Origin of the sequence: Romboutsia timonensis (assembly GCF_900106845.1) — a bacterium.
Classification (GTDB): domain Bacteria; phylum Bacillota; class Clostridia; order Peptostreptococcales; family Peptostreptococcaceae; genus Romboutsia; species Romboutsia timonensis.
In genome coordinates this window covers 61,441-83,886 of sequence record NZ_LT629846.1, presented here as the reverse complement: position 1 = coordinate 83,886, position 22,446 = coordinate 61,441, and the positions used below count along the sequence as shown (strand labels likewise).

Genomic DNA, 22,446 nt, shown 5'->3' with positions numbered 1-22,446 from the left:
TAACACCTACTTTACTTTTTAGAATCTAGTGCTAGCTCTATAAGTCTATCTATAAGTTTAGAGTATTCTAAACCTGTAGCTTCCCACATCTTAGGATACATACTTATATTTGTAAATCCTGGTAATGTATTTATTTCATTTATAAATATTTCACCTGAATCTTTATCTATAAAGAAATCTACTCTAGAAAGTCCTTTTCCATCGATTCCTTTGAATGCCTCTATTGCCATTCTTCTTATATCTTCCATATCTTCTGCTTTTATATTTGCTGGTATATCATAAGTTGAAGTACCATTTATATATTTATCTTCATAATCATAGAAGTCTTTAGCTGGCTTTATTTCACCTGCTATAGATGCTTTAACTTCTCCATTTCCGATAACAGCAACTTCTATTTCTCTAGCATTTATACCTTTTTCTAAAACTATTCTTGAGTCATATTTTAAAGCTTCTTCTATACCAACTAGAAGTTCTTCTCTATTTATAGCTTTAGATATACCTACACTTGAACCTAGATTAGCTGGTTTTACAAATATAGGGTAGTTTAATTTTTCTTCTATCTTGTCTAATTCTTGATCTTTATTTATATTAAATTCCCATTTATTTGTATATGTGTAATCTACTTGTGGTAATCCTATTTGTGAGAATACCTTTTTACATATAAGTTTATCCATACCTACACTAGATGCTAAAACCCCACATCCTACGTATGGTATTTGGCTTATTTCAAATAATCCTTGTATTGTACCATCTTCTCCGTATGGACCATGTAACACTGGAAATAATACATCTATCTTTTCTACTCTTCCATCTTCAAATTTTAATCCAACTTCTTTATTTCCTGAAGGTATTAAGTTTATCTCAACACTTGGATTAGCTAAATTAACCCAACTTCCATCTTTGATGTTTTCTTCATTTCCATCATAAAACATCCATCTTCCTTCTTTTGTTATTCCTATAGTAAAAACATTATATTTATCTCTATTAATATGCTTACAAATCGACGCTGTTGATAATAGTGAAACTTCATGTTCACCAGATTTTCCACCAAATATTAAAGCCACATTTATTTTACTCATAATATGCTCACCTTTCTTCAAATATTTGTTAATATTAACCATTATATGCATTTTGTTATCTAAATGATTATTATAATTTATTTTAACAAAAAAATAAAGGAGCAAACGCACCTTTATTAGTATTTGAAGTATATATTTTCAACTATTTCGCAAATACATGATTTCCTATCCTCATATATGGATTTAGTGTCTTTATCCAATTACATGTAGCTATATCCGGATTCCAAAAATAGATTGCATTATTAGTTGGATCATTACCATACAATGCATCTTGTGCAGCAGTATATGCTGACTCTGTAGGTTGCATATTTATAGATCCATCTTTAACTACAGAAAATGCATTTTTCTGATATATAACATCCTTTATAGTATTTGGAAACCTTGGATCTTTTACCCTGTTTATAACTACTGCAGCTACAGCAACTTGTCCTTCATAACTTTCCCCTCGAGCTTCTCCTGTAACTAACTTAGATAAAAGTAATAATTCTTCATTTGTAATATTTATTACTTCTCTTTTTTGTTGTTTAACAGTTTTAGCTTGAATAGGAGATGCTTTTATATTAGAATTTGTATCTAATTCATTTGAGTATATTAAGCTTGTAGGAATAAGCACACAAGTTAAAACTATTATTAAAACTTTAAGCTTATAACACCTATCCATAAATTTTGTCACTCCTTTAATTTTCTATTTGATTATATCTTGTATTATTTCTACTATTTTAAATTTAATTTGAACTCTATCTACTTGCTTACTAGTTTTTTGAGATATTAATTCATACTCCTCTTCAGTTAATACTTCTCTTAACTTATCATCTGTATCTTTATCTATTATACCTTTTTGTTCATCTACAAAGCATAGTGGTGGAAACATAACACACCACCAATTTTTTCCCTTTCCTTCACCTATTATTATTCTTAATGCTTTATACTCACCTGCTGGAAGTACTACATTAGAATATTGTTTTGTAGGGAATTTACTATAGTCAATTCCTACTTTAACATCATAGTCATATCCATTTTCTAAGATAATATTTTTACTTATTTTCTCAAGTTCATCATATTCTTTTTTTATTATTAATTCACTTTCTTCTATACTTTCTGATTCTAATAATTTAGGTTGTAAATAATTTATAATAGCATCTCTTACTTTTAATTTTAAATTTTGGTCTTCCTCTGAGTCACTATTTGCTATCACATGAAATCTTATAAGTTTATCTTTATAATCTTCTGATGCTGTACTTATTTTTTTTACTTCCCCACTTATTGATATTGTCATAATTGATATAATTGAAATTAAACTTAATATTAATATACTTAATCTTATTTTTATTTTATTAACCATCATTAATCCCCCTCAAAATATTACTATTTTGAGTATTACCACTTTAAATTAATTTATACTAGCTAAGCTAATAAAAATTTAATTTAATCGTATAAATATAACTAATCACTTTTTAATCTGTTGTGCTAGTTATTTTAATAAACATATTGAAATTACTATTTGAAATTACTATATAAAGTTTTTTAACTACTAAAATATAGCTTGTTAGACTCTAGCATGTTCAATAATTATAATTAACTTGCACAATGAGTTTTTTTATTATAAAAATATTTTTCTTAAATTATTTGTTATTAATTTATTGTTTATGCATAATTTTTTATAATTTATAGTTATCTAATATACAAAAAAATCATTGGACAAATTTAATTATCTTAAATTAATCCAATGATTTTTATTTTTATAATTCTTTATTATTTACTGTCGTTTCTATCATAAAGTTTTCAGCCTTTTGAATATGCTCCATAGCATACTTTTTAGCAAGCTTACTATCCCTTCTTTTTATAGCATCTAATATCATTTTATGTTCTTCTATTATATTTACAGTAGAATCATAGTCTGATATATACGTAACTCTAAATCTATAAACTTGCTCCCATAAAGAATTTATTAATTGATGCAATTTTTTATTATTTGTAGATTTAAATATACATTCATGAAACTCTACATCTTTTCTTAATAAGGCTTCTACATTTGATTCATTTATACCATATTTAAATTCTTCTACTATAGATTCTAATTTTTTTATATCTTCATCTGTTATTCTTTCAGCAGCAAGAGATGCTGCTAAGCCTTCTAAGCTAGCCCTTATTTCTAATACGTCTATTAAATCTTTTAATGACATATTAGCTACATAAGCACCTTTTCTTGGAAGCATAACAACTAACCCCTCTAATTCTAGTTTTCTTATAGCTTCCCTTACTGGCGTTCTACTTACACCTAATTGCTCAGCTAATTGAACTTCCATAAGCCTTTCTCCTGGCTTTAATCTTCCTTCTACTATTGCTCCCCTTAAGTTCTCAAATACCACATCTCTTAGTGGTTTGTACTCATCTAAATTTAACTTAGTTAAATTCTCCATTAACTTCAACTCCTTTTTCACTACTTCTGACAACATAAACTTGGTTATATTTCTTTAGTAGTTCTCCCTTTGTACTTAATGCATCTTCCTCTTTATCAAATAACCCAAAAACTGTAGGCCCACTTCCACTCATCATAGAACCTAAAGCATTATTTTCTAACATTACCTTTTCTATATCTTTTATCTCTTCATGCATTTTACTTGTTACAGTTTCAAGTACATTTACCATATTTGTTGCTAATAAATTTATATTCCCTTTTTTTAGACATTCTATCAAGAATTTATTATCTGGTCTATTTTTAATATTTTGTAAATCTAGTCCTTCATATACTTCTTTTGTTGATACAAATAAATTCGGTTTACAAACTAATATAACTGTATCTTTAGATAGTCCTTTTATATAAGTTAATTCTTCTCCTATTCCTTGTGCTAAAGCTGCATTTCCTGATATACAAAATGGAACATCCGCACCTAATTTAAGCCCTATTTCTTGTAACCTCACTTCTGATAAGTTAAGTTTCCAAAGTTTATTAAGCCCTACTAGAACTGCAGCTGCATTACTACTTCCTCCAGCCATACCTGCTGCTACTGGAATATTTTTTTCTATAAATATTTCTACACCATTTTTTATGTTAAATTGATCTTTCAATACTTTTGCTGCCTTATAAACAATATTATTTTCATTTAAAGGAATATCGGAACTATTGCTGTTTATATTAATTTCATCTATCTCAATTTCTTTTATCTTTATGATGTCATATAAATCTATTGTCTGCATTATCATTTCGACTAAATGATATCCATCTTCTCTTTTTCCTAGCACATCTATTGATAAATTTATTTTAGCTCTGCTTTTTAATTCTATTGAACTCATTTTAGCCTCCTTAAGTATTTATAATGCGTTTAATGCTCAATACTTATATTATACTACAAAAAATAAAATAATAGGGGACTATAATCCCCTATTTATTTTATTTTAATAACCACTAATTATAATTACTTGCTTTATATATAAATATTTTAATAAAATAAGTTTATATTAATCACACACTGCTACTTTTTTTTCTAAAATTAAGCATTTACCTGGTTTTAATGGTTCTTCTATTTTTAATTCATTTAATTCTGCTATTTCAGACTCTGTTGTGTTATATTTTTTTGCTATATTCCAAAGATTATCGCCTTCTTTACATATATATACTATTATACTTGGTGCTTTAGATAAGTCATATTCTCCTAAATCTTCACCCTTCACTATAAAACTTTCTGTCTTTTTATCTACTGCTTCTATAAATCTTTTTATTTTCACTGATAAATCTATATCATCTCTATTTAAATCAACTTCTAATTTTTCTATAGAAACTGTATTAAATATATTACAAGTATCAGTTAAATCATCTATTGTTATATCATGTTCAAAAGGTATTTCTTCACTTATTCTATAAACTGATTTTAGACCTTCTACAGGAACATATAGTATATCAATTTTTATTATACCTTGTATTATACTCTTATCCCCTTCTGCATAAGAATTCTCTATAGATATAGATGGGCAAACACTTACTATATCTTTTATTTGTATATCATCATTACTATTTTTTATAGTTTCTCTTACAACAAAACTTTCTGTTTCAGATTCTATTGTTTTGTTTACTTCCATTGTTCTATAATCGAATTTTATTATTTTCTCAGGAGAGTAAGCATCTTGTAAAATCTCTCTTGTTATTTCATCTGTAACTTTTACTTTGCATTCAACTGTACAATCTATTTCTAGTAAACCACTATTACTTTCATTATTTTGTTTAAATACATAATTGAATTCTTCCATAGATAATAAAGTTTCTTCTGTCATACCTTCACATGCACCTGGAACTTCTATAAATTGCGTAAAATCTATTCCTATCTTATCTAATTCAACTAATTCTCCATCATATGTACAAGCTAAAGGATTTATTTCTACTACTCCACCAACTATAACTTTATTATCAGATACTCTAGTTTCTTTTATTTTAGCATATGGATTTAAACTTATTATTGATTGAACTTCTTCTGTATTTATAGTTATAGTATCTCTTATTGCACTTTCTGATTTTTCTATACCTACAATATCTTGATAGCTTATTTCTTTTCTATGTTTTTGAACACCTTCAACTTGAGCAACATCTTTTACTATATCTAGTCTTTGCTTGTCAAATATACTTCCTCTTAAATTAATAAGAGCTCCTACTCTTATTTTTCTTTCATTCATTATAGTGCAATCTACATGCTCTACTTCTGGGAATAACATATATTCCATATCAGAAACTATGTTATCTTTTTCTATAACCTCATTTATGTCTATCTTACCATCTACATTTGAAACTGTTGTTTTATCATCTGTCGTATATATTACATTGTAGTTAAAGCTACCTCTACAAAGTACTTTCCCTTCTGTAAGTTCTACTTTCTTTAAAGATATGTACCCTTCTGTTTTTATTATCTCATATACATCTGATTTCTTATCAGGCACAACTGCCTCTGTTTCTATAAATGTTTGAAATTTACCAAAGTCTATTCTGTTATCTACTTTTATTATATCTTTTATTAATTCCATACTGGCCTCCCCATATATTAAATATAAATATCACACTATATTTATATTTAATATACAAAAAAAAAATTACACCTATTTTTGATAGGTATAATTTTTTAACTTACGTGTAATTTATCTTGATTTCTAAATACTTGCAATTTTACATTAGATGTTAGTAAATCTGAGTAGCTATAAGATACTCTAGAACAACCTTCATTGTCACTATCTAACTTTACAACAAACACACTCGGATAAACTTTTTCTAAAATTCCCTTTTTTGTAACAACTTGTTTTCTTCCCTTGTTAGCTTTAAGTAGTATTTTCTTACCTAAATGCCTCTCTAAACTTTCCCTTATCTTATCTAGAGTTTGAACAGTGGCCATAATATCACCTTCTTTAAACGTTTGTATGTTTACATAATATCATAAGTACAATTTTTTGTCAAATGTTTAAACTAATTATTTTATATACTTTTAATAAAAAAGTCAATATATTTTTTTGCCATATTTGTCATATTATTTATTTTTTTTAATATAACATAGATTTAGGCATAGCCCATCTAAATTTTCCTCTTGTTTCAGAACCTCCTATACCCTTTAAACCTGTTACAGTCTGTTCTATGACTTCTTCTATAGGAACTATAGTATCTATCCTTGAGCAAGCAATCTTTTCAACTACAAATACTGGATCTAATGCATGTATCATTATTCTTCCTGGTGAACTAGCATAATTAGCTCCAGCTCTTATTAGCTGTTCATAATTCGATTGGCATGCTCCTGCAAATATAACTAAATTATCTAGGTTAGGTTCCCATTTACGAGCTTGCTTTACTGCTTTGATAAAGTTTAAAGAATTTCTATAGTTATTTAAATCTGTAATATTTCCTTTTCTAGATGTAAGAGCATCATGACCAGTTATAACTAATATATCTGGATTGTGTTTTTCTAAGAGATTAATTATCTCTTTATATTGATTTTCTTCAGGTATAGCTACACCTACTGCAGGTATTCCAAGCTCTGTATATACGTCTAAACATATTTTTAAGTATTCCTTATCTCCGTCTATTTGTAGTACCTTTCCTGGTATACCGTAAACATTTGGATTTGCTTGTAATTTTGGCACAGCTCTATTCATTTTCTTTTCTCTATCTTGGGCACTTCTAACTGATTTATATATTAAATTTTCTACTGTAGGATCTATTAATATCTGTTTTATATCTGATACTTTTACAACTTCTAAGTCTTCTAAGTATGCATCTGCTATTACCCTAAATGCTACACCTTTTAAAATAGCTATCTTTTCATTTTTATTATCTATACCAAATCCAACTATTTTAAATATTATATCTTTGTTGTATGATTTTCTAGTTACTATATCACCAATTTTCATAACTTGCCTCCTAGCTATAGTTATATTAATATATGATATGTAAAAATATTTTTTTTGTTACCTCTACAATAATTTGCTAACGGATTATTAAAAGAGTTTTACCCTAAAAAAATTAGCCAATTGGATGTTGAAAGATACATCCAATCATCTAAGGTTTACGCCTATTTTTAGTATATTATCACTGAAAATCTTTATAAAAAAGAAAATAGCCATTTTATATAAGTTAAAAATGGCTATTTTGTCTACAATCTGAGGCTATCTCTAAATAGAGATAGCCATCTTCTTATTATATATTTATTCAAATTTAAATACTAAATTAAACTTACCTTTTGAACTTCCACCTTTAAAGTTTTTACCATGTTTACTTGTAAAACTTAACTTAGATACATAAGGATTAGATAAATTAGTTGCTCTTTTCAAAGTACCCAATTTAATTTCATCCATATTTTCTAATAGCCATAAAGGTTGGTCTTTTGTTAATTCTACATCTAAATTAGAGTTTACATATAATCCTTCTTTGTTAAATATACCTAAAGATATTTTTTTCATAGATTCATCTTCAGATAATGTATTCCAATTTGAAACTGAATTCGGATCAACAATTTCAAGTCTATCGTAATTTCTATTTTTGGTAGTATTACTTTCTACTCTAGTAAATGATTCAATAGAAACACTAACATCACTTGTATTATTATTTTTAACATTCATAACTCCAGATATAAATGGATCTAAATCTTCACCGTCATCATCTTCTTTTTTCTTTAAGTTTGTTACAACTTGGAATGGAATAGTTGTCGGTACAGAAACATTTATAGTTCTACTAACTGTTATATTTATTACTTCTTCTGTTTCTTCTCCATTTAAATCTGTAGCTTTATATGTTACTTCATAAATATTTTCTAAATTTGGATTTACATCGTGTTCTACAACCTCTAACTTAGTTTCTTTTCCAAATAATTCGTCATCTCCATCTCTGGCTATTACAGCCTGTTTAAGACGACTTATTATAGCATCCTCATCATTACTATCTATAGAGTTAAGCTCTATTCTACTTAAACTAGTTTCTGTTATTGTAGGTCTATCGTATACTACTATAGTACTTGATCTTCTAGCTGTACGATTATTACTATTTACAACACTATATGTTACCTCGTATACACCAACTTTATTTGTATTTACAGATGTAGTGTCGATAATTATAGTTCCAGTTGGATATGTTTTTGATTGTGTATTTTTACCAATTATAACCTTCTCACTATAATCACCATCTATATTATCTCGAGCTCTTAATTCATCTATTAATTGTTCTATATTAAGATCTTCATTTTTTAGTACTCTAGCATCTTTTACACCAGTTATTTTAGGTGCTTCTTTATATACAGCTTCTAATCCTGTTTCTGTTAATCTAAATACCGCATCTTCTAAGTTCCTACTATTGTCTACACCATCTGAGTAATCTTCTCTTTTTCCTTGAATCTCTCCTTTTATAAGAAGTCTCTTAGGAATTTTATGCCAAATAGTTAGTGTATCTCCAATTTCAAAACTTCTATTGTTAAATGCATCTCTAAACTTATTGTTATCACCTTGATCTCTAGAATACCCTGTAACATTTGCTTTTGTCTGTCCATTTGAACCTGTTAAAGTCATTCTAAATGTTTCTATGTTTTCTCCTAGACCATATTGAAGACTCGTAGAATTATAAGAAATGACATTTATTCTTTTTGTAATTGGATCAACTTTAAATTTAATAGGTATATTTTCATCTGCAACTAATGAAATTATATTTTCATTTGCATTTAGATTACCATTATCAGCATCCGTATAAATAGATTTTAATCCTGAATCTGTAACTTTAAACTTTATTGAAGTTAAGTTTTCTGGATTTTGTACTCCATCAAAGTACTCTTCACGTGCATTTCTAACACTTCCTTTGATTTTAAATTTACTTGGATGCCCTGCAGTAAATTCAAATATTGTTCCATACTCAAGTTCTATATTTCTAATAGCATTAAGCTTAGGTGTATTTCCATTATCGATACCATTAAGACCTATATTAAACCTAGGTTGAGTTTGGTTTGGATTATATATTTTTATTGTATAGTAATTTTCTCTATTCATACTCCACATAGTATCATTTGTTGTTTCTAAAGTCATACGCACTTTATTATTCTCAGTAGCTGTAAAATTCATTTTTATAGCATCAGGACTACTATCACCATCAAAGTGTATAGTATTATTTAGTATACCATTTGTTAAATTTACTGTTCTAGTAGCTATTTTACTTCTTCCCCATGAATCTGTTACTTTATATTGAAGAATATTTTCTCCAACTTTAGCATATCCTTTTATATTTTCATAGGTATCATCTGTATTACCAGTATAACCTGGATTCCAAGTAACTTCTACATTATCTTTAGTTAATTTGTCATGGTCGTCTAAAAGTTTTACACCCCTCATATAAGGAATTTCATCACCTTTTACAAGATTTAATTTTATACTTTCATCGATTACTATTTTAGGTTCTTCATTATATACTGATTCTAAACCAAGATCTGTTAACTTAAATCTTACATTTTCTATATGATCAATATTTTGTATCCCATTTGTATAATCAGATTTCTTATTAACTACTGTACCTTGTATTTTAACACATGATTTAGTATCTTCTGTTATACCTTCTATACCTATATAGCCGCCTCTTTCATACTCAAAATCATTTAATTCATCTAGTCGTGTGTTAGTATCGCTTCCTAACAGGTTAACTTCTTTTACAACTTTTCCAGCTGAACTATATATTTTTATAGTCATAAAAGTAGATTCTATGCTACTTGAATTAAATTGAACACTAGATCCTTTTTCGATACTAAGTTTATTTTTATCATTATCTTCATCTCTAACAAACTTTATAGAAAATGCTTTATTATCACCATTTTCATTTTGTGAAGTTCTTCTAGTTCTTTTTGGATATACATCAATACTATTATTTTCCATAGAAGATTTAATATTTATTCTTCCTGACTTTTTACCAACTCTACCCCAGTTATCTTCAACAACATATGTTATATCATAGATTCCAAGTTCATCATAATTTACATTGTCATCATCTATTATAATCTGGTTTCTACTTATTGTATCATAATCATCATCTACTTTTATACTGCTTGGTAGAGTTAATATGCTACCTTTATAGTAATTAATTATGTCATCTCCTCCGGATATTATTGGAGCTTCATTATAAATATATGCTAATCCATTATTTAAAATTTCAAATCTACCATTTTCCATTTTATCAATGTCATCTTTAAGAATTGATGTTCTAGAACCTATTATTTTCTTAGTTTCTTTATTTAAAGCTTTTATATTACCTTCTAGAGTTAAATGAGTTTGCGGATGTTTTGCCCATATAGATAATCTATATCCCTCAACATACTCAAAATTATTTAATTTATCTATTATTATTTGATCTATATTCTCAGTCCCTTTTAATTCAATATTACCAATTGTGTTACCTTCTGAGTTGTAAGCATTTATAGAAAAGGCTAAACTAGTATTGTTAGAATCTATATTTGCATTTAATCTAGATTCTAATACTCTAAGTTTGTTTTCTATTGAATCAAAACCAATTTTAAGTATAACTTCTCCGTTATTATTTTTAAGACTAAGTTTATTTTTTTCTAACTCATTTCTAGGCTCAACAGTTATAGTTCTATTATGTTCAACACTTTGGCCCCAACTATTAGTTATTGTATATTTTACAGTATACTCATTTTCTTTCAATTTATTAAAGTTACTATCATCTACTACTATTTTATAGTCTTCATTATAATCATCTTGAGTATCTACAGTAACTCCTTCTAATAAATTTATATCAGATCCTCTTTTTATAGTCTTTGAGTCTATTCCTAATACTCTTAAATCTTTATTAATTGTTTCTTTTAATCCATCATCAGTTATTTTAAATCTAACTAATGAATAATTTTCAATATTAACAAATCCATTTGAATAATCTTTATTTCCATTATTATCTTTATTTATTACACTACCTGTTATTTTAATTCCATTAGCATTATTGCTATACAGGCTTATTGTATCATATTTAGAGAAATCTTTATTGTGTATTTTTTTCAACTCATTAACATCATGTTCTTGATCTCCATTTAAAATTACACTATATTTAACATCTCCTCTTATATCTCTTACAATCATTTTAAAATCTCCAGATTCATCTGATTCATTAATTACTTCATCTGTAGTTTTATTAGCTTTTGAAGAAATATCATTAACAAAATTACTTTCATCAGTTAATATAAATTTGCTATTTGTTGTATCAAATTTAATTTTAAATGCTAAATCATTATTAGTTTTATACACATTAATTTCATTATCTCTAACCTTAGCTTCTACTTTTATATTGACCGTTTTTAGTGTTCCTCTTCCCCAAGAATCATATACAGTATAATCGATCTTATAAGTTCCAAGCTCATTAAATTCATATTCTACTGGTTCATTTAAAGAATCAAATAATAAAACCTCTCCATTTATACTAATATTAATAAATTTCTTATCAGATATATTTCCATCCTCTTCATCATTGAAATTTATACCTTCTAACAGATTTAAAACTGTATTTTTACTTACAATTCTATCTTGTAGTTCATTATTTGTATCTGTTATAGTAGGTGAATTATTATATTTTACTGTTAAGCCATCCTCTCTTACTATAAATCCAGTATTTTTCATAATATCTAATCTTTCAGTATTATCTTCAAAAGGTTTGTTGGGTTCAGAATTTTCTATATTACCAACAAATTCAATTGCGTCAAAATCACTTCTATAAATTCTTATAATATCTCCAATATCATAATCTACTTCGTTAAGTTTATCTAATTTAGGAGATGTACCTCTGTCATTACCTGTTAATGAAATAGATGCTTTTAAACTTTTGTCTGAACCTAGTATATTTATATAAAACTTCTCCTCTGAAGAATTATCTGTTGAAATTCTATCACTTTTCCTATTAAATACTCTATATTTATTAGTAACAGTATCAAATCCAATTTCAAATAATAGATTTTTTTTATTTTCAGTACTATCTGATTCAGATATCATCTCTTCTTCATTAACATCAGAAAATATCTTAAATGTATTTTTATATAAATCAGGTCTTACAATTATCTTTCTATTGATAGTAGTTTCTTTACCCCAACGATCTGTTGCCGTATACGTTACAGTTTTTTCTCCAACAGTTGATGTATCAAGTAAAATACTGCTTGGATTTAAAACAGTACCATTATTACTAGTTGTCACACTTCGTCCATTAATCGATATAGATCCTAGATGATCTGTGTCAAATTTGTCTGTAATTGTGATTCCTTCTACTAAATTAAACTCACTACCTTTATATACATCTACACTTTCAGCACCATTTATTACTGGTGCTTCATTATATATTGATTCTAACCCATTTTGAGTTAATCTAAATACAACATGATTCATATTATCAGGATTATCAACACCATCTTCATAATCTTCTCGTTTATTTATTATGTTACCTTTTATAATAGATCTCTTTGGATCTTTGTGCCATATATATAAACAGTCATTATAATCAAACCTTTGATTATGCCAAAACTCGTTATCATTAATAGTATCGGCATACCTCTCCCCTCTAAAAGATGAATCTCTTTTAATTCTCCCATTTGAACCAATAAGAACCATCCTATATACATCATCATCATCACCACTTGAAAATTTAGTGGTTGTTTTGTCTAAGACCTTAAATTTCCTTTCACTAAAATCAATCTGTATCTTTACAGGGAATTTTTCTGGTGCCATAGGTCCAAATACAACCTTATTATCAGTAATATTACTTGTATCTGGATTCGTATATATTGCTTTTAATCCACTTTTTGTAATCTCAAATGTAGTGTTGATTAAGTTTTCTGGGTTATCAACTCCATCTTCATAATCTTCTCTTGCATCAATTACCTTTCCATTTATCAAAAACCTAATTGGATGTCCATGATAAATTTCAAGTTTATCTCCATAGTTAAGTTGATAATTTATTAATGGTTGTAGTTTATTTGATACATTTTCATTACTAAAATTCTCATTAACATTAAATTCTACTGGTCTAACAGCATAAGTATTGTTAGCTCTTTTTATAGCTATACGTACATATCCAGAAACATTTCCTTCTCCAAATGCTTTATTCTCCTTAGATATTACTAATTTATTATTAGCATGATTAAATCCAATACCTATAACTTCTCCATCTACACCATTAAAGCTTATTCTATTTTTATCTATACCATTAGTTATTACTAACGTTCTAGTTGTAGTAGATTCTCTACCCCAACTATCTACTACACTTAAGTAAATAGTATTATCTCCTATTATTAGGTCATTTTCAGTTTTCTCTTTTGCTACACCCTCTTCAGTCTTTTCTCCAAAACTAACCTTTATTTTTTCAGTAGGAATAGTTTGATCATGGTCATCTATAACCTCTACACCTTGAATATAGTCAATAGGGTCTCCTGCATACTGTGTAAGTATATCTTCAGACGATATGATTATTTTTGGCTTTTTATTATATACAGCCTCTAACCCTCTTGTTCTTAGTTTAAATCTTACATTGTTCATATGGTCGTCACTACTTATACCTGTTGAATAGTCTTCATTTTCATTTCCAGATTCACCTAATGTATTATTTCCTTCCATATAACCTGTAATTTTTATTCTAGATCTATTATTACTCCATACACTAAAGTAATAATCATCATAGATATCAATTTCTTTTAATCTATCAAGATTTTTAGGATTAGATATTTCCTCTTCAGATAATTCAAAAGTTCCTACTTCTTTTCCATTAGTATTAAATACACTTAATTTAAATACTTTTTCTGGTTCTGTTGGAGATTCTGGTACATCACTGCTTGGTGGTTGTTCTGTATCTGGATTAGATTCCAAATCACCACTTTCTGAATCTTCTTGGTCTATCGATGGATTTGTAGTATCACTTTTCTGATCTAATTGATTTTGTGAATGATCTATAACCTCGTTTGGTGGATTATGTTCATCACGAATAAAGTCAAATCCATGCTCTATTGGTCTATATTTCAAATAAAATAACCTTTCTCTTCCATCTTCACTATAAAACTCAATATCATTTGATGCAGATTTTGATATTATAGATACAATTCTCTCTCCATAAGTTGTTCTTCCCCAAGAATCTGTTATCTCATAAGTTAATATAATATCACCAATTTGTGTTGTGTCTATGCTACTTAACTCATTACCATCTTCAGATTTAACTATTAAATTATCTGTACTTATGTCATTATCTAAAGCATCTTCCACATTTATACCTTCTATAGCTTTTTGAAAATCTAATGTTTCTCCACTATATAAGTATAAAATATCTTCTAAACCATCAATTTCTGGTGCAGCATTATATATCATTTGTAGACCTTCTTGTTCTATTTTAAACCTTGAGTTTTCCATTTGATCTACATCTCTAAATCCATTTAATAATTCATTTGGATTAGATGGTGTTTCATCTAAGTCATTTGAGCCATCTGATATATCACTTGACTTTGTTTGTTCATTATTTGATTCATTTGATGTATCATCTGATTTAGCTGATATAAGTATCCCATTTGCATAATCATAAGAATTAAATACTAAATAATCACCATAGTTGTATTGTATATTTTCAAATTTTTCATTTAATGTGTTATTAATTAAATCTTGTCTTGTAATAGTTATAGTTTCTTTATTACTTGATTTTAAAATACTCTTTTTATTTTGCTTAATAAGCTCAATTTTTAGTAGTTCACTATTATTACTTAAACCACTTGGTATTTTACTTACATCTAATTTATTAACCTTAAACTTCCTATTATCTTCATCAAATCTAATAGATAAGATTACCTCATTAGTTTGATTATTTTTTATATTTATATAGTTATATTCTAAGTTGTTGTAAGGATAGACAGTAATTTTTCTTTTTATAAGAGCATTTCTACCCCAACTATCTACTACTTTATATTCAATATACTTTTCTCCAATATTACTAGTATCAATTTCAGTGTGTGTTATATTTAGGGATGAATCATCATCATGATCATCTGACGCACTTATCCCATCCATATAATTGACATCTCCTTTTCTTCTCACTCTTAAGTCTTTACTTATTGTAAATACTGGAGCTTTATTGTATATATACTTTAAATTAGTTTTACCAATTTCAAACCTTACATTTTTCATGTAATCTTGATTATCTATACCATTTGTATAATCTTCACGATAATTTTCACCATCTACTTCATTACTTACATAAGGTATATCTGTACTTGTATTTGTACTATTGCTTTCTACTAAATTTCCAAATACTCTAATATTTTTAGGATTTATTGACCAAAGTTCTATACGGTCATTCTCACTATAAGTATATCCATTGATTCTTCTAAGTACTGTTTTTAGTTTATCAGTACCTTTTATATTTAATGTTTTTTGTAGTACTCCACCTCTTGTATATATTTTTAATTTAAATATAGATGATGATCTACTTGGATCTATTTGCGTATCTGGTAAACTATTTAAGTTATCTACTATCAATTGTTTTTTAACTGAGTCTATCTTTAGTTTAAATAAACTTTCGTTTGTAGATTCAGATTTCATAAGCTCAATATAAGTACTATCAAGAGGATTTCCTGAATTTACAGTTATTGTTCTATCCACTGTACCCTTATTGCCCCATCTATCTGTTGCAGTGTAAGTTATTATTTGAGTTCCAACATAAGTATTATCAAATGGAGTATGTGTTATTGACACATAACCTTTTTCTATATTTTCAGCATCAAATGTATCAAAGTCATCACTTACTCTTTTAGCTACACCTTCTAAAAGGTCTTTATCTTCACCCCTATTTACTACAATAGGTTCTAAAGTACCTATTGTAGGTGCAGCATTTTTAACTTCCTCAAGTCCAGTTGTTTTTATTCTAAATCTACGCTCAGAAATTTGTGCTTGTGGTACACCTTGCGAATAATTTTCTACTTCGTTTTGTATAACTACAGCTTCTTTATTTTCATTGATTCGTGTTTTCTTTACAGTCCCATCAATTTTAAGTTTAGTATCTGATTCTTTATGCCAAATACCTATATAATCACCATCTTCAAAAATATAGTTATTTATAGCATTCAATTTGTCAGAATCACTTTTGTCATTACCTAATAGTGTAACAGAAGTTTTTTCTTCCATATTTTTGTCATATAATACAAACTTGAAATATTCTCCTTTTTCATTATAGCTAAGAACCCTTCCATCATCATCTGTTACCTTAATTTCCTTAGATACGGCATTAAATCTTATTTTAAATCTTTGTGTTCTATTATCAGAATATGGTACCCCATCTACTGTAATTGTGTTAGATTCTATACTATTAGTTACTGTAGGAGTAGGAGTAGGAGTAGTAGCACTATCATTTCCTGATGAATTAATTGTATTAATTTTTTCTTTGCCTGAAATATTTCGTGTAGTGCTAGTTGTTCTTCCCCAGCTATCTTCTACTGTTAATTGCAATATAGCTGAAGATTCAGTTTTTTCCTGAACTGATACTACTATCTTAGAGTTATCAATTAAACCATCGTGATCATCAGTAACTTTTATACCTTGAAGAACATCTACAGATGGATCTTCTACATCTAATAAGTCTGTTAATCCTTCAAATACTGGTGCATTATTATAGACAGTCTCAAGATTAGTTTCAGTTATTTTAAATCTTACATTTTCAATATAATCAAGATTATCAACACCGTCAGAATAATCTTCTACCTTTTCATTTTCTTTATCTGTTTGTTTTTCTTTGTTTATATCTCCTTTGATTTCTCCTAAAATTTTAATGCCTTTCTTAGGGTCAAAAGAAGCTATTTTTATGGTATCACCAGTTTCATACTTAGTATCTTTAAGTATATTTAGTTTTTCAGAATTTCCAGTATCTTTGCCTAGAAGCTCTATATTTAATTTTTCTTTATTTTCTTTATCATATATATTAATTTTATATATTATGCTATCTAGATTTGTTTTAGATAATTGTTTTTCACTTTGATTACTTAATTTAAACTTCTTTTCTTTTTCATCAAAGCCTATAGAAAAGCCTAATTCATTTTCTATTTTATCTAGTATATACATATTAAATACATTATCTTCTAGCTTAGGTTTACTTTCTTCTTTTTGTTTGTCTTCTTTTTGTTCAGTAGATTCTTCTTCAGATTTAGTTTCTTCTGAACTTTCTATTGGCACAATTTCTGAAGTAATATTAGATAATGCATTTACTGGAATAGTTTCCATAAAAATAGCTACCAAACAAATATAAGAAATTAATTTTCTTTTCATAAAAAGTTTTGTCCTCCTTTCATTAAATTTTTATTTATGGCATACCAAATATTATCGAATCTTCGGTATGCCATGAGAAAATCTATATTTAGTTTTAAATATATTCGTTTGATAATCTAATCTATTTACTAATTAATATCTATAAATATTACTTTCTATCTTAATGGTATTAAAACATTATTACAGTATTATAACATATAATATACCTTTTTGTATATTCCTATCGTTTATTGTCGAAAATTGTTAAATAAGTTAACAAATATAATATGAGTTATGATATAAAGTTTAAACAAAGAGCAGTAGAATACCAAAGAGAAGGCCATACTTACAAAGAAACTTGTAAAGTATTTAAAATATCTGAAACAACACTAACTAGGTGGATAAATAAAGAAAAGGAAGGTAAATTAGGTGAAGTAAAAATACAGGTTAGAAAACCAAAAAAGATTTATCCAGAAAAGTTAATTAAATATATAAAAAAACATCCAGATGCATATTTAGTTGAGATTGCAGAGGAGTTTAATTGTAGTGAGTGTGCAATAAGAAAAGCATTAAAGAAATTAAATATAACACGAAAAAAAAGACAACTTCATACAAAGAACAATGTAAGGAAAAAGTAAATAAATATTTAAATGAGATAAAAAACTTTAGCGAAGAAGATATAGTATATATTGATGAAACAGGAATACAAGGTTATATTTATAGAGAATATGCAAGAGCTATAAGAGGTAAAAAAGTTTACGATAAAATACCAGGTAAAAAATACAAAAGAACAAATATAGTAGCAGGAAAATGTGGAGATAAGATTATCTCTCCTTTAGTGTACGATAAAATAATGGATAGTAAGTTTTTCGAAAAATGGTTTAAAGAAATGTTTTTAAATGAAGTAGAAAAAAATAAAGCTATTGTAATGGATAATGCAACATTTCATTGTAAGAGTAGATTATACGAATTATGTAAAAATGCTAATAAAAATCTAAAACTAATATTTTTACCACCATATTCTCCAAATTTAAATCCTATAGAAAAGTATTGGGCAACATTAAAGAAAAATTTGAAAAAAATAACTAAAAATAACAAGAGCCTTGAAGAATCTATTTACGAACTTTTTTAAGTTCGACTACTATAAATTATATTTAGTTAAACAAGTGTATATTGATATAAAAAATCCTATAATTAAAAGATTATTTATATGTAAATAATCTTTTAATTATAGGTATAATATCTTGTGTATCTAAACTTATAAAATTCAAATTATAATATCATTAAAAATATATTACTAAGCAATTTAAAAACTAAAATAAATAAATTAAATAATGATATAATTTATATTATACATTTTAAAAATTCAAATATATATTTAACTTAAATTTATTATTTTCATAATTTTTAATCTTCTTTAAGATTTGGTATTACTTTTTTTACTTCTTCTATTTGATGCCATGTTTTTTCTAGATTCTTTTGATTTATATATTCTTTTAAATCAGCTAAAGATACAAATTCTTTTACTGATAAGTCATCATCATCATTAATAAATCTTAAAATAAACATAACATTACCTTATTTTCCACAACACTTCTTGTATTTCTTTCCACTTCCACATGGACAAGCATCGTTTCTTCCTACTTTTTCTTCTTTAACTACTGTTTTAGAAGTTTTATATGCTTTTTGTAATTCTTTTCTCTTTGCAGCTGGTAATATAGTCTCCCAACCTGGTAAGTTATATAACCAATGAGCTTCTACTTCTACCATGTTATAGTATAATTTTTCGAAATCTATATCTAATTTTATAGTACTACCAGCTTCTATAGTTTCTAAAGTTATATCTTCTTTTAAACTTTCGCTTATTCCATCTATGAATCCCATGAAATATTCAACTGAAACATTATATTTAGCAGCTAATTCACTAACTTTACCTTCTATAACTTCTTGCTTGTTATTTAATAATTCATTGTATATTGAAGCTTCTGCTTGTAAGTATGCTTCCCAAAACTTTACTTCTGCTTCTTGGTTTTCATGATTATCACTTAAATTTCTCCATTCAGTATATAAACTCATACCTTTGTCCTCCTAGTTATATTTAGTATATTTTTATATTAAAAATTAATTATGTATTTATTAAATACGTTAAACTAACTATTATATTATATCATAATTAAATAATTCTTTTAATACTTTTATAGCATAGTCTTGTTCTATAAAAAATGGACTAGATGCTATTGTTATTACTTTTGCTTTTTTTATTAAATCTTTTATTTTTGAAACTTTTAAATCATAAGGAATATAATCCATGTCCTTTGAGAATATATCTAAATCTATGTCTAGTACATATTCTCCTTCTATATCTAAATTAAATCCATAAGAACTATCTATTATAATTACCTCAGAAAATATATCATGTTTTAAAGCAGGCTTAATAAAACTTCCTACATTTAAAGTTTCATTAGTATACTTAAATACATCATCAATATTATCTATATCTACATTATAATTTTCAGGTTCTCTTGTATCTTTGTGTTGATCTACATGGACTAATTTACACCCTTTAGTAAAGTTTCCCTTTTTCAAACTTTTTATCCAAAAATAAAAGGCATGGTTATGATTATCAAATATATATACATCTTTATCTTGATACTTATATATAATCATATTCTTAAGTCCCTTAGCCTTTATTTCAATATCCTCATCAATTTCATTGAATACTATTTCTTCTCCAACTGAAACATCATCTAAAGTTCCTTCTATAAGTTTTGGTACATATATTTTTTTATTTTCTCTATCTTCATATGAAAATATATTATTACCAATAGGTCTATCTATATAAAATCCTATATATTTATCCATACTAATTCCTCTTAACTATTAAAATAAGTTCCATGGATATTCCTTAGGTGGTTCACATGTAAACTCCATTTTTTCTTTAGTTGTAGGGTGTATTATTTCTAGTTTATAAGACCATAGTGCTATTTGTTGACCAACTTTATTAACATTTTGTCCATATCTTTGATCTCCAAATAAAGGATGCTTTCTACTTGCAAATTGAACTCTTATTTGATGAGGTCTTCCTGTTTTTAAATCTATCTCAACAAGACTAAATCCATCTTTTCTATCTAAGGTCTTATAACTTAACTCAGCATTTTTGGCTTCCTTATGATCCCTATTAACTACACTTACCATGTTAGTCTTTTTATTCTTATAAAGATAATCTTTAAGAGTATCTTCTTTCTTATTCATATCACCGTGTATAACAGCTCTATAAGTCTTTTTAAAGGTTTTAGTCCTAACTTGGTCAGATAGTCTAGATGCAGCTTTAGAAGTCTTTGCAAATACCATAATTCCACCTACAGGTCTATCCAATCTATGAACTAAACCAATATATACATTACCTGGTTTATTATACTTTTCCTTTACATATTGTTTAAGTAAGTTGACCATATCTTTATCATTAGTATCATCACCTTGAGAAAGTATATTTACAGGCTTTTCTACAACTAAAAGATGATTATCTTCAAATATGATTTTAATCATTATTTAGACTCCCATCTTCCAAATATACCACATGGAAGAACTTTACCATCTCTAGATGTTGGTATACCGATTTCTCCTCCATATATTTTTCCACCTTTAGCTTTTTTAGCTACTGTAGCATCTAATATATGCTCAAGTATTATTGGAGATAATCCAGTTGTATATGAGTTTATTAAGAAGAATAAAGGTTCATCTGATAATACTTTTGTACATAATTCAACTAAACCATATAATTTCTCTTCTATTTGCCAAACCTCACCTTTAGGCCCTCTTCCGTAAGAAGGTGGATCCATTATTATCGCATCGTATTTATTGCCTCTTCTTATTTCTCTTTCAACAAACTTAACAACATCATCAACTATAAATCTTACTTTTTTATCGCCTAATCCTGATGTATGTAAATTTTCCTTAGCCCAAGTTACCATACCTTTAGAAGCATCAACGTGACATACTTCTGCTCCTGCTGCTGCACAAGCTACTGTAGCTCCACCAGTATATGCAAAAAGATTTAATACCTTTATTGGTCTTTTAGCATTTTCTATCTTATCCATTGCCCAATCCCAGTTTGCTGCTTGTTCTGGGAATAGTCCAGTATGTTTAAATCCTGTCGGACTTATATTAAACTTTAAATTTTTATAACTTATTGTCCATCTTTCTGGATATTTCTTTTTATGTTCCCATTGTCCTCCGCCTCTGTTACTTCTGTGGTAATGTCCGTGAGGATTTTTCCATAACCCACTTTCATTTGGTATAGGCCACATAACTTGAGGATCTGGTCTTCTTAATACTATATCTCCCCAACGCTCTAATTTTTCTCCGTTACCCATATCTATAAGCTCGTAGTCTTTCCATTTATCTGCTAATAATAACATTGAATTCCTCCTAAATTAATTCTATCAATTTATGTATTATACCATATAATTACTTAATATTTTCGGTATTTTATATACTTTATATTCCTAGTTATTAATTATTTAAGGGTTCTAAAATTATATATTATAAATAAGTTTATATTATAAACCTATTTGCTATTTTTATAAACTAGCATACTATATTCTAATTGATT

The 22,446-nt window shown here is 27.1% G+C and carries 16 protein-coding genes; 2 read left to right on the top strand and 14 right to left on the bottom strand.

The window, feature by feature from the left end; genetic code table 11:
- Positions 1–11: 11 nt before the first annotated feature.
- The 9 genes from BN7997_RS00420 to BN7997_RS00380 all read right to left on the bottom strand — a co-directional run bounded on the left by BN7997_RS00420 (position 12) and on the right by BN7997_RS00380 (position 17,855).
- Positions 12–1,079 (bottom strand): D-alanine--D-alanine ligase family protein, encoded by a 1,068-nt coding sequence (locus tag BN7997_RS00420; protein ID WP_071118914.1) that lies wholly within the window; start codon positions 1,077–1,079, stop codon positions 12–14.
- Between the two features lie 142 nt (positions 1,080–1,221).
- Entirely contained in the window at positions 1,222–1,740 is a 519-nt protein-coding gene (locus BN7997_RS00415; protein WP_071118913.1) for a cell wall hydrolase, read from the bottom strand.
- Positions 1,741–1,764: 24 nt separating this feature from the next.
- Entirely contained in the window at positions 1,765–2,421 is a 657-nt protein-coding gene (gene spoIIR, locus BN7997_RS00410; protein WP_242873360.1) for a stage II sporulation protein R, read from the bottom strand.
- 397 nt (positions 2,422–2,818) lie between these two features.
- The gene (locus tag BN7997_RS00405; RefSeq protein ID WP_071118911.1) at positions 2,819–3,499 is read right to left on the bottom strand and encodes a GntR family transcriptional regulator; all 681 of its coding nucleotides are present in this window, start codon (positions 3,497–3,499) and stop codon (positions 2,819–2,821) included.
- Entirely contained in the window at positions 3,483–4,373 is an 891-nt protein-coding gene (gene ispE / locus BN7997_RS00400) for a 4-(cytidine 5'-diphospho)-2-C-methyl-D-erythritol kinase (protein ID WP_071118910.1), read from the bottom strand. Before ispE ends, BN7997_RS00405 begins: the two co-directional genes overlap by 17 nt.
- Positions 4,374–4,538: 165 nt before the next feature.
- Positions 4,539–6,089 carry a DUF3794 and LysM peptidoglycan-binding domain-containing protein gene (locus BN7997_RS00395; protein ID WP_071118909.1) on the bottom strand — a complete coding sequence of 517 codons (1,551 nt, stop codon included), beginning with the start codon at positions 6,087–6,089 and terminating at the stop codon, positions 4,539–4,541.
- A gap of 95 nt (positions 6,090–6,184) precedes the next feature.
- Positions 6,185–6,451 (bottom strand): Veg family protein, encoded by a 267-nt coding sequence (locus tag BN7997_RS00390; protein ID WP_071118908.1) that lies wholly within the window; start codon positions 6,449–6,451, stop codon positions 6,185–6,187.
- Positions 6,452–6,596: 145 nt separating this feature from the next.
- Positions 6,597–7,457, bottom strand: coding sequence for a sporulation peptidase YabG (gene yabG, locus BN7997_RS00385; RefSeq protein WP_071118907.1), 861 nt, complete (start codon positions 7,455–7,457; stop codon positions 6,597–6,599).
- 294 nt (positions 7,458–7,751) lie between these two features.
- Positions 7,752–17,855, bottom strand: a complete 10,104-nt coding sequence (locus BN7997_RS00380) for a putative mucin/carbohydrate-binding domain-containing protein (RefSeq protein WP_071118906.1) — start codon at positions 17,853–17,855, stop codon at positions 7,752–7,754.
- Between the two features lie 266 nt (positions 17,856–18,121).
- On the opposite strand from BN7997_RS00380, the gene BN7997_RS00375 reads away from it, so the two are divergent.
- Positions 18,122–18,472, top strand: coding sequence for an IS630 transposase-related protein (locus BN7997_RS00375; protein ID WP_071118905.1), 351 nt, complete (start codon positions 18,122–18,124; stop codon positions 18,470–18,472).
- A complete protein-coding gene (locus BN7997_RS00370) occupies positions 18,385–18,966 on the top strand; it encodes an IS630 family transposase (RefSeq protein ID WP_143023134.1) in 582 nt (193 codons plus the stop codon). Before BN7997_RS00375 ends, BN7997_RS00370 begins: the two co-directional genes overlap by 88 nt.
- Positions 18,967–19,241: 275 nt before the next feature.
- On the opposite strand, the gene BN7997_RS15355 is transcribed toward BN7997_RS00370, so the two are convergent.
- From BN7997_RS15355 to BN7997_RS00350, 5 genes are all read right to left on the bottom strand, one after another.
- Positions 19,242–19,403 (bottom strand): hypothetical protein, encoded by a 162-nt coding sequence (locus BN7997_RS15355; protein ID WP_143023133.1) that lies wholly within the window; start codon positions 19,401–19,403, stop codon positions 19,242–19,244.
- A gap of 9 nt (positions 19,404–19,412) precedes the next feature.
- Positions 19,413–19,910, bottom strand: a complete 498-nt coding sequence (locus tag BN7997_RS00365; protein ID WP_071118904.1) for an SEC-C metal-binding domain-containing protein — start codon at positions 19,908–19,910, stop codon at positions 19,413–19,415.
- An 81-nt stretch (positions 19,911–19,991) separates the two neighbouring features.
- Positions 19,992–20,696 (bottom strand): peptide arginase family protein, encoded by a 705-nt coding sequence (locus BN7997_RS00360; RefSeq protein WP_071118903.1) that lies wholly within the window; start codon positions 20,694–20,696, stop codon positions 19,992–19,994.
- A gap of 18 nt (positions 20,697–20,714) precedes the next feature.
- Positions 20,715–21,380, bottom strand: coding sequence for an RluA family pseudouridine synthase (locus BN7997_RS00355; protein ID WP_071118902.1), 666 nt, complete (start codon positions 21,378–21,380; stop codon positions 20,715–20,717).
- Entirely contained in the window at positions 21,380–22,252 is an 873-nt protein-coding gene (locus BN7997_RS00350; RefSeq protein ID WP_071118901.1) for a class I SAM-dependent methyltransferase, read from the bottom strand. The genes BN7997_RS00355 and BN7997_RS00350 overlap by 1 nt, the downstream gene beginning before the upstream one ends.
- Positions 22,253–22,446 lie beyond the last annotated feature (194 nt).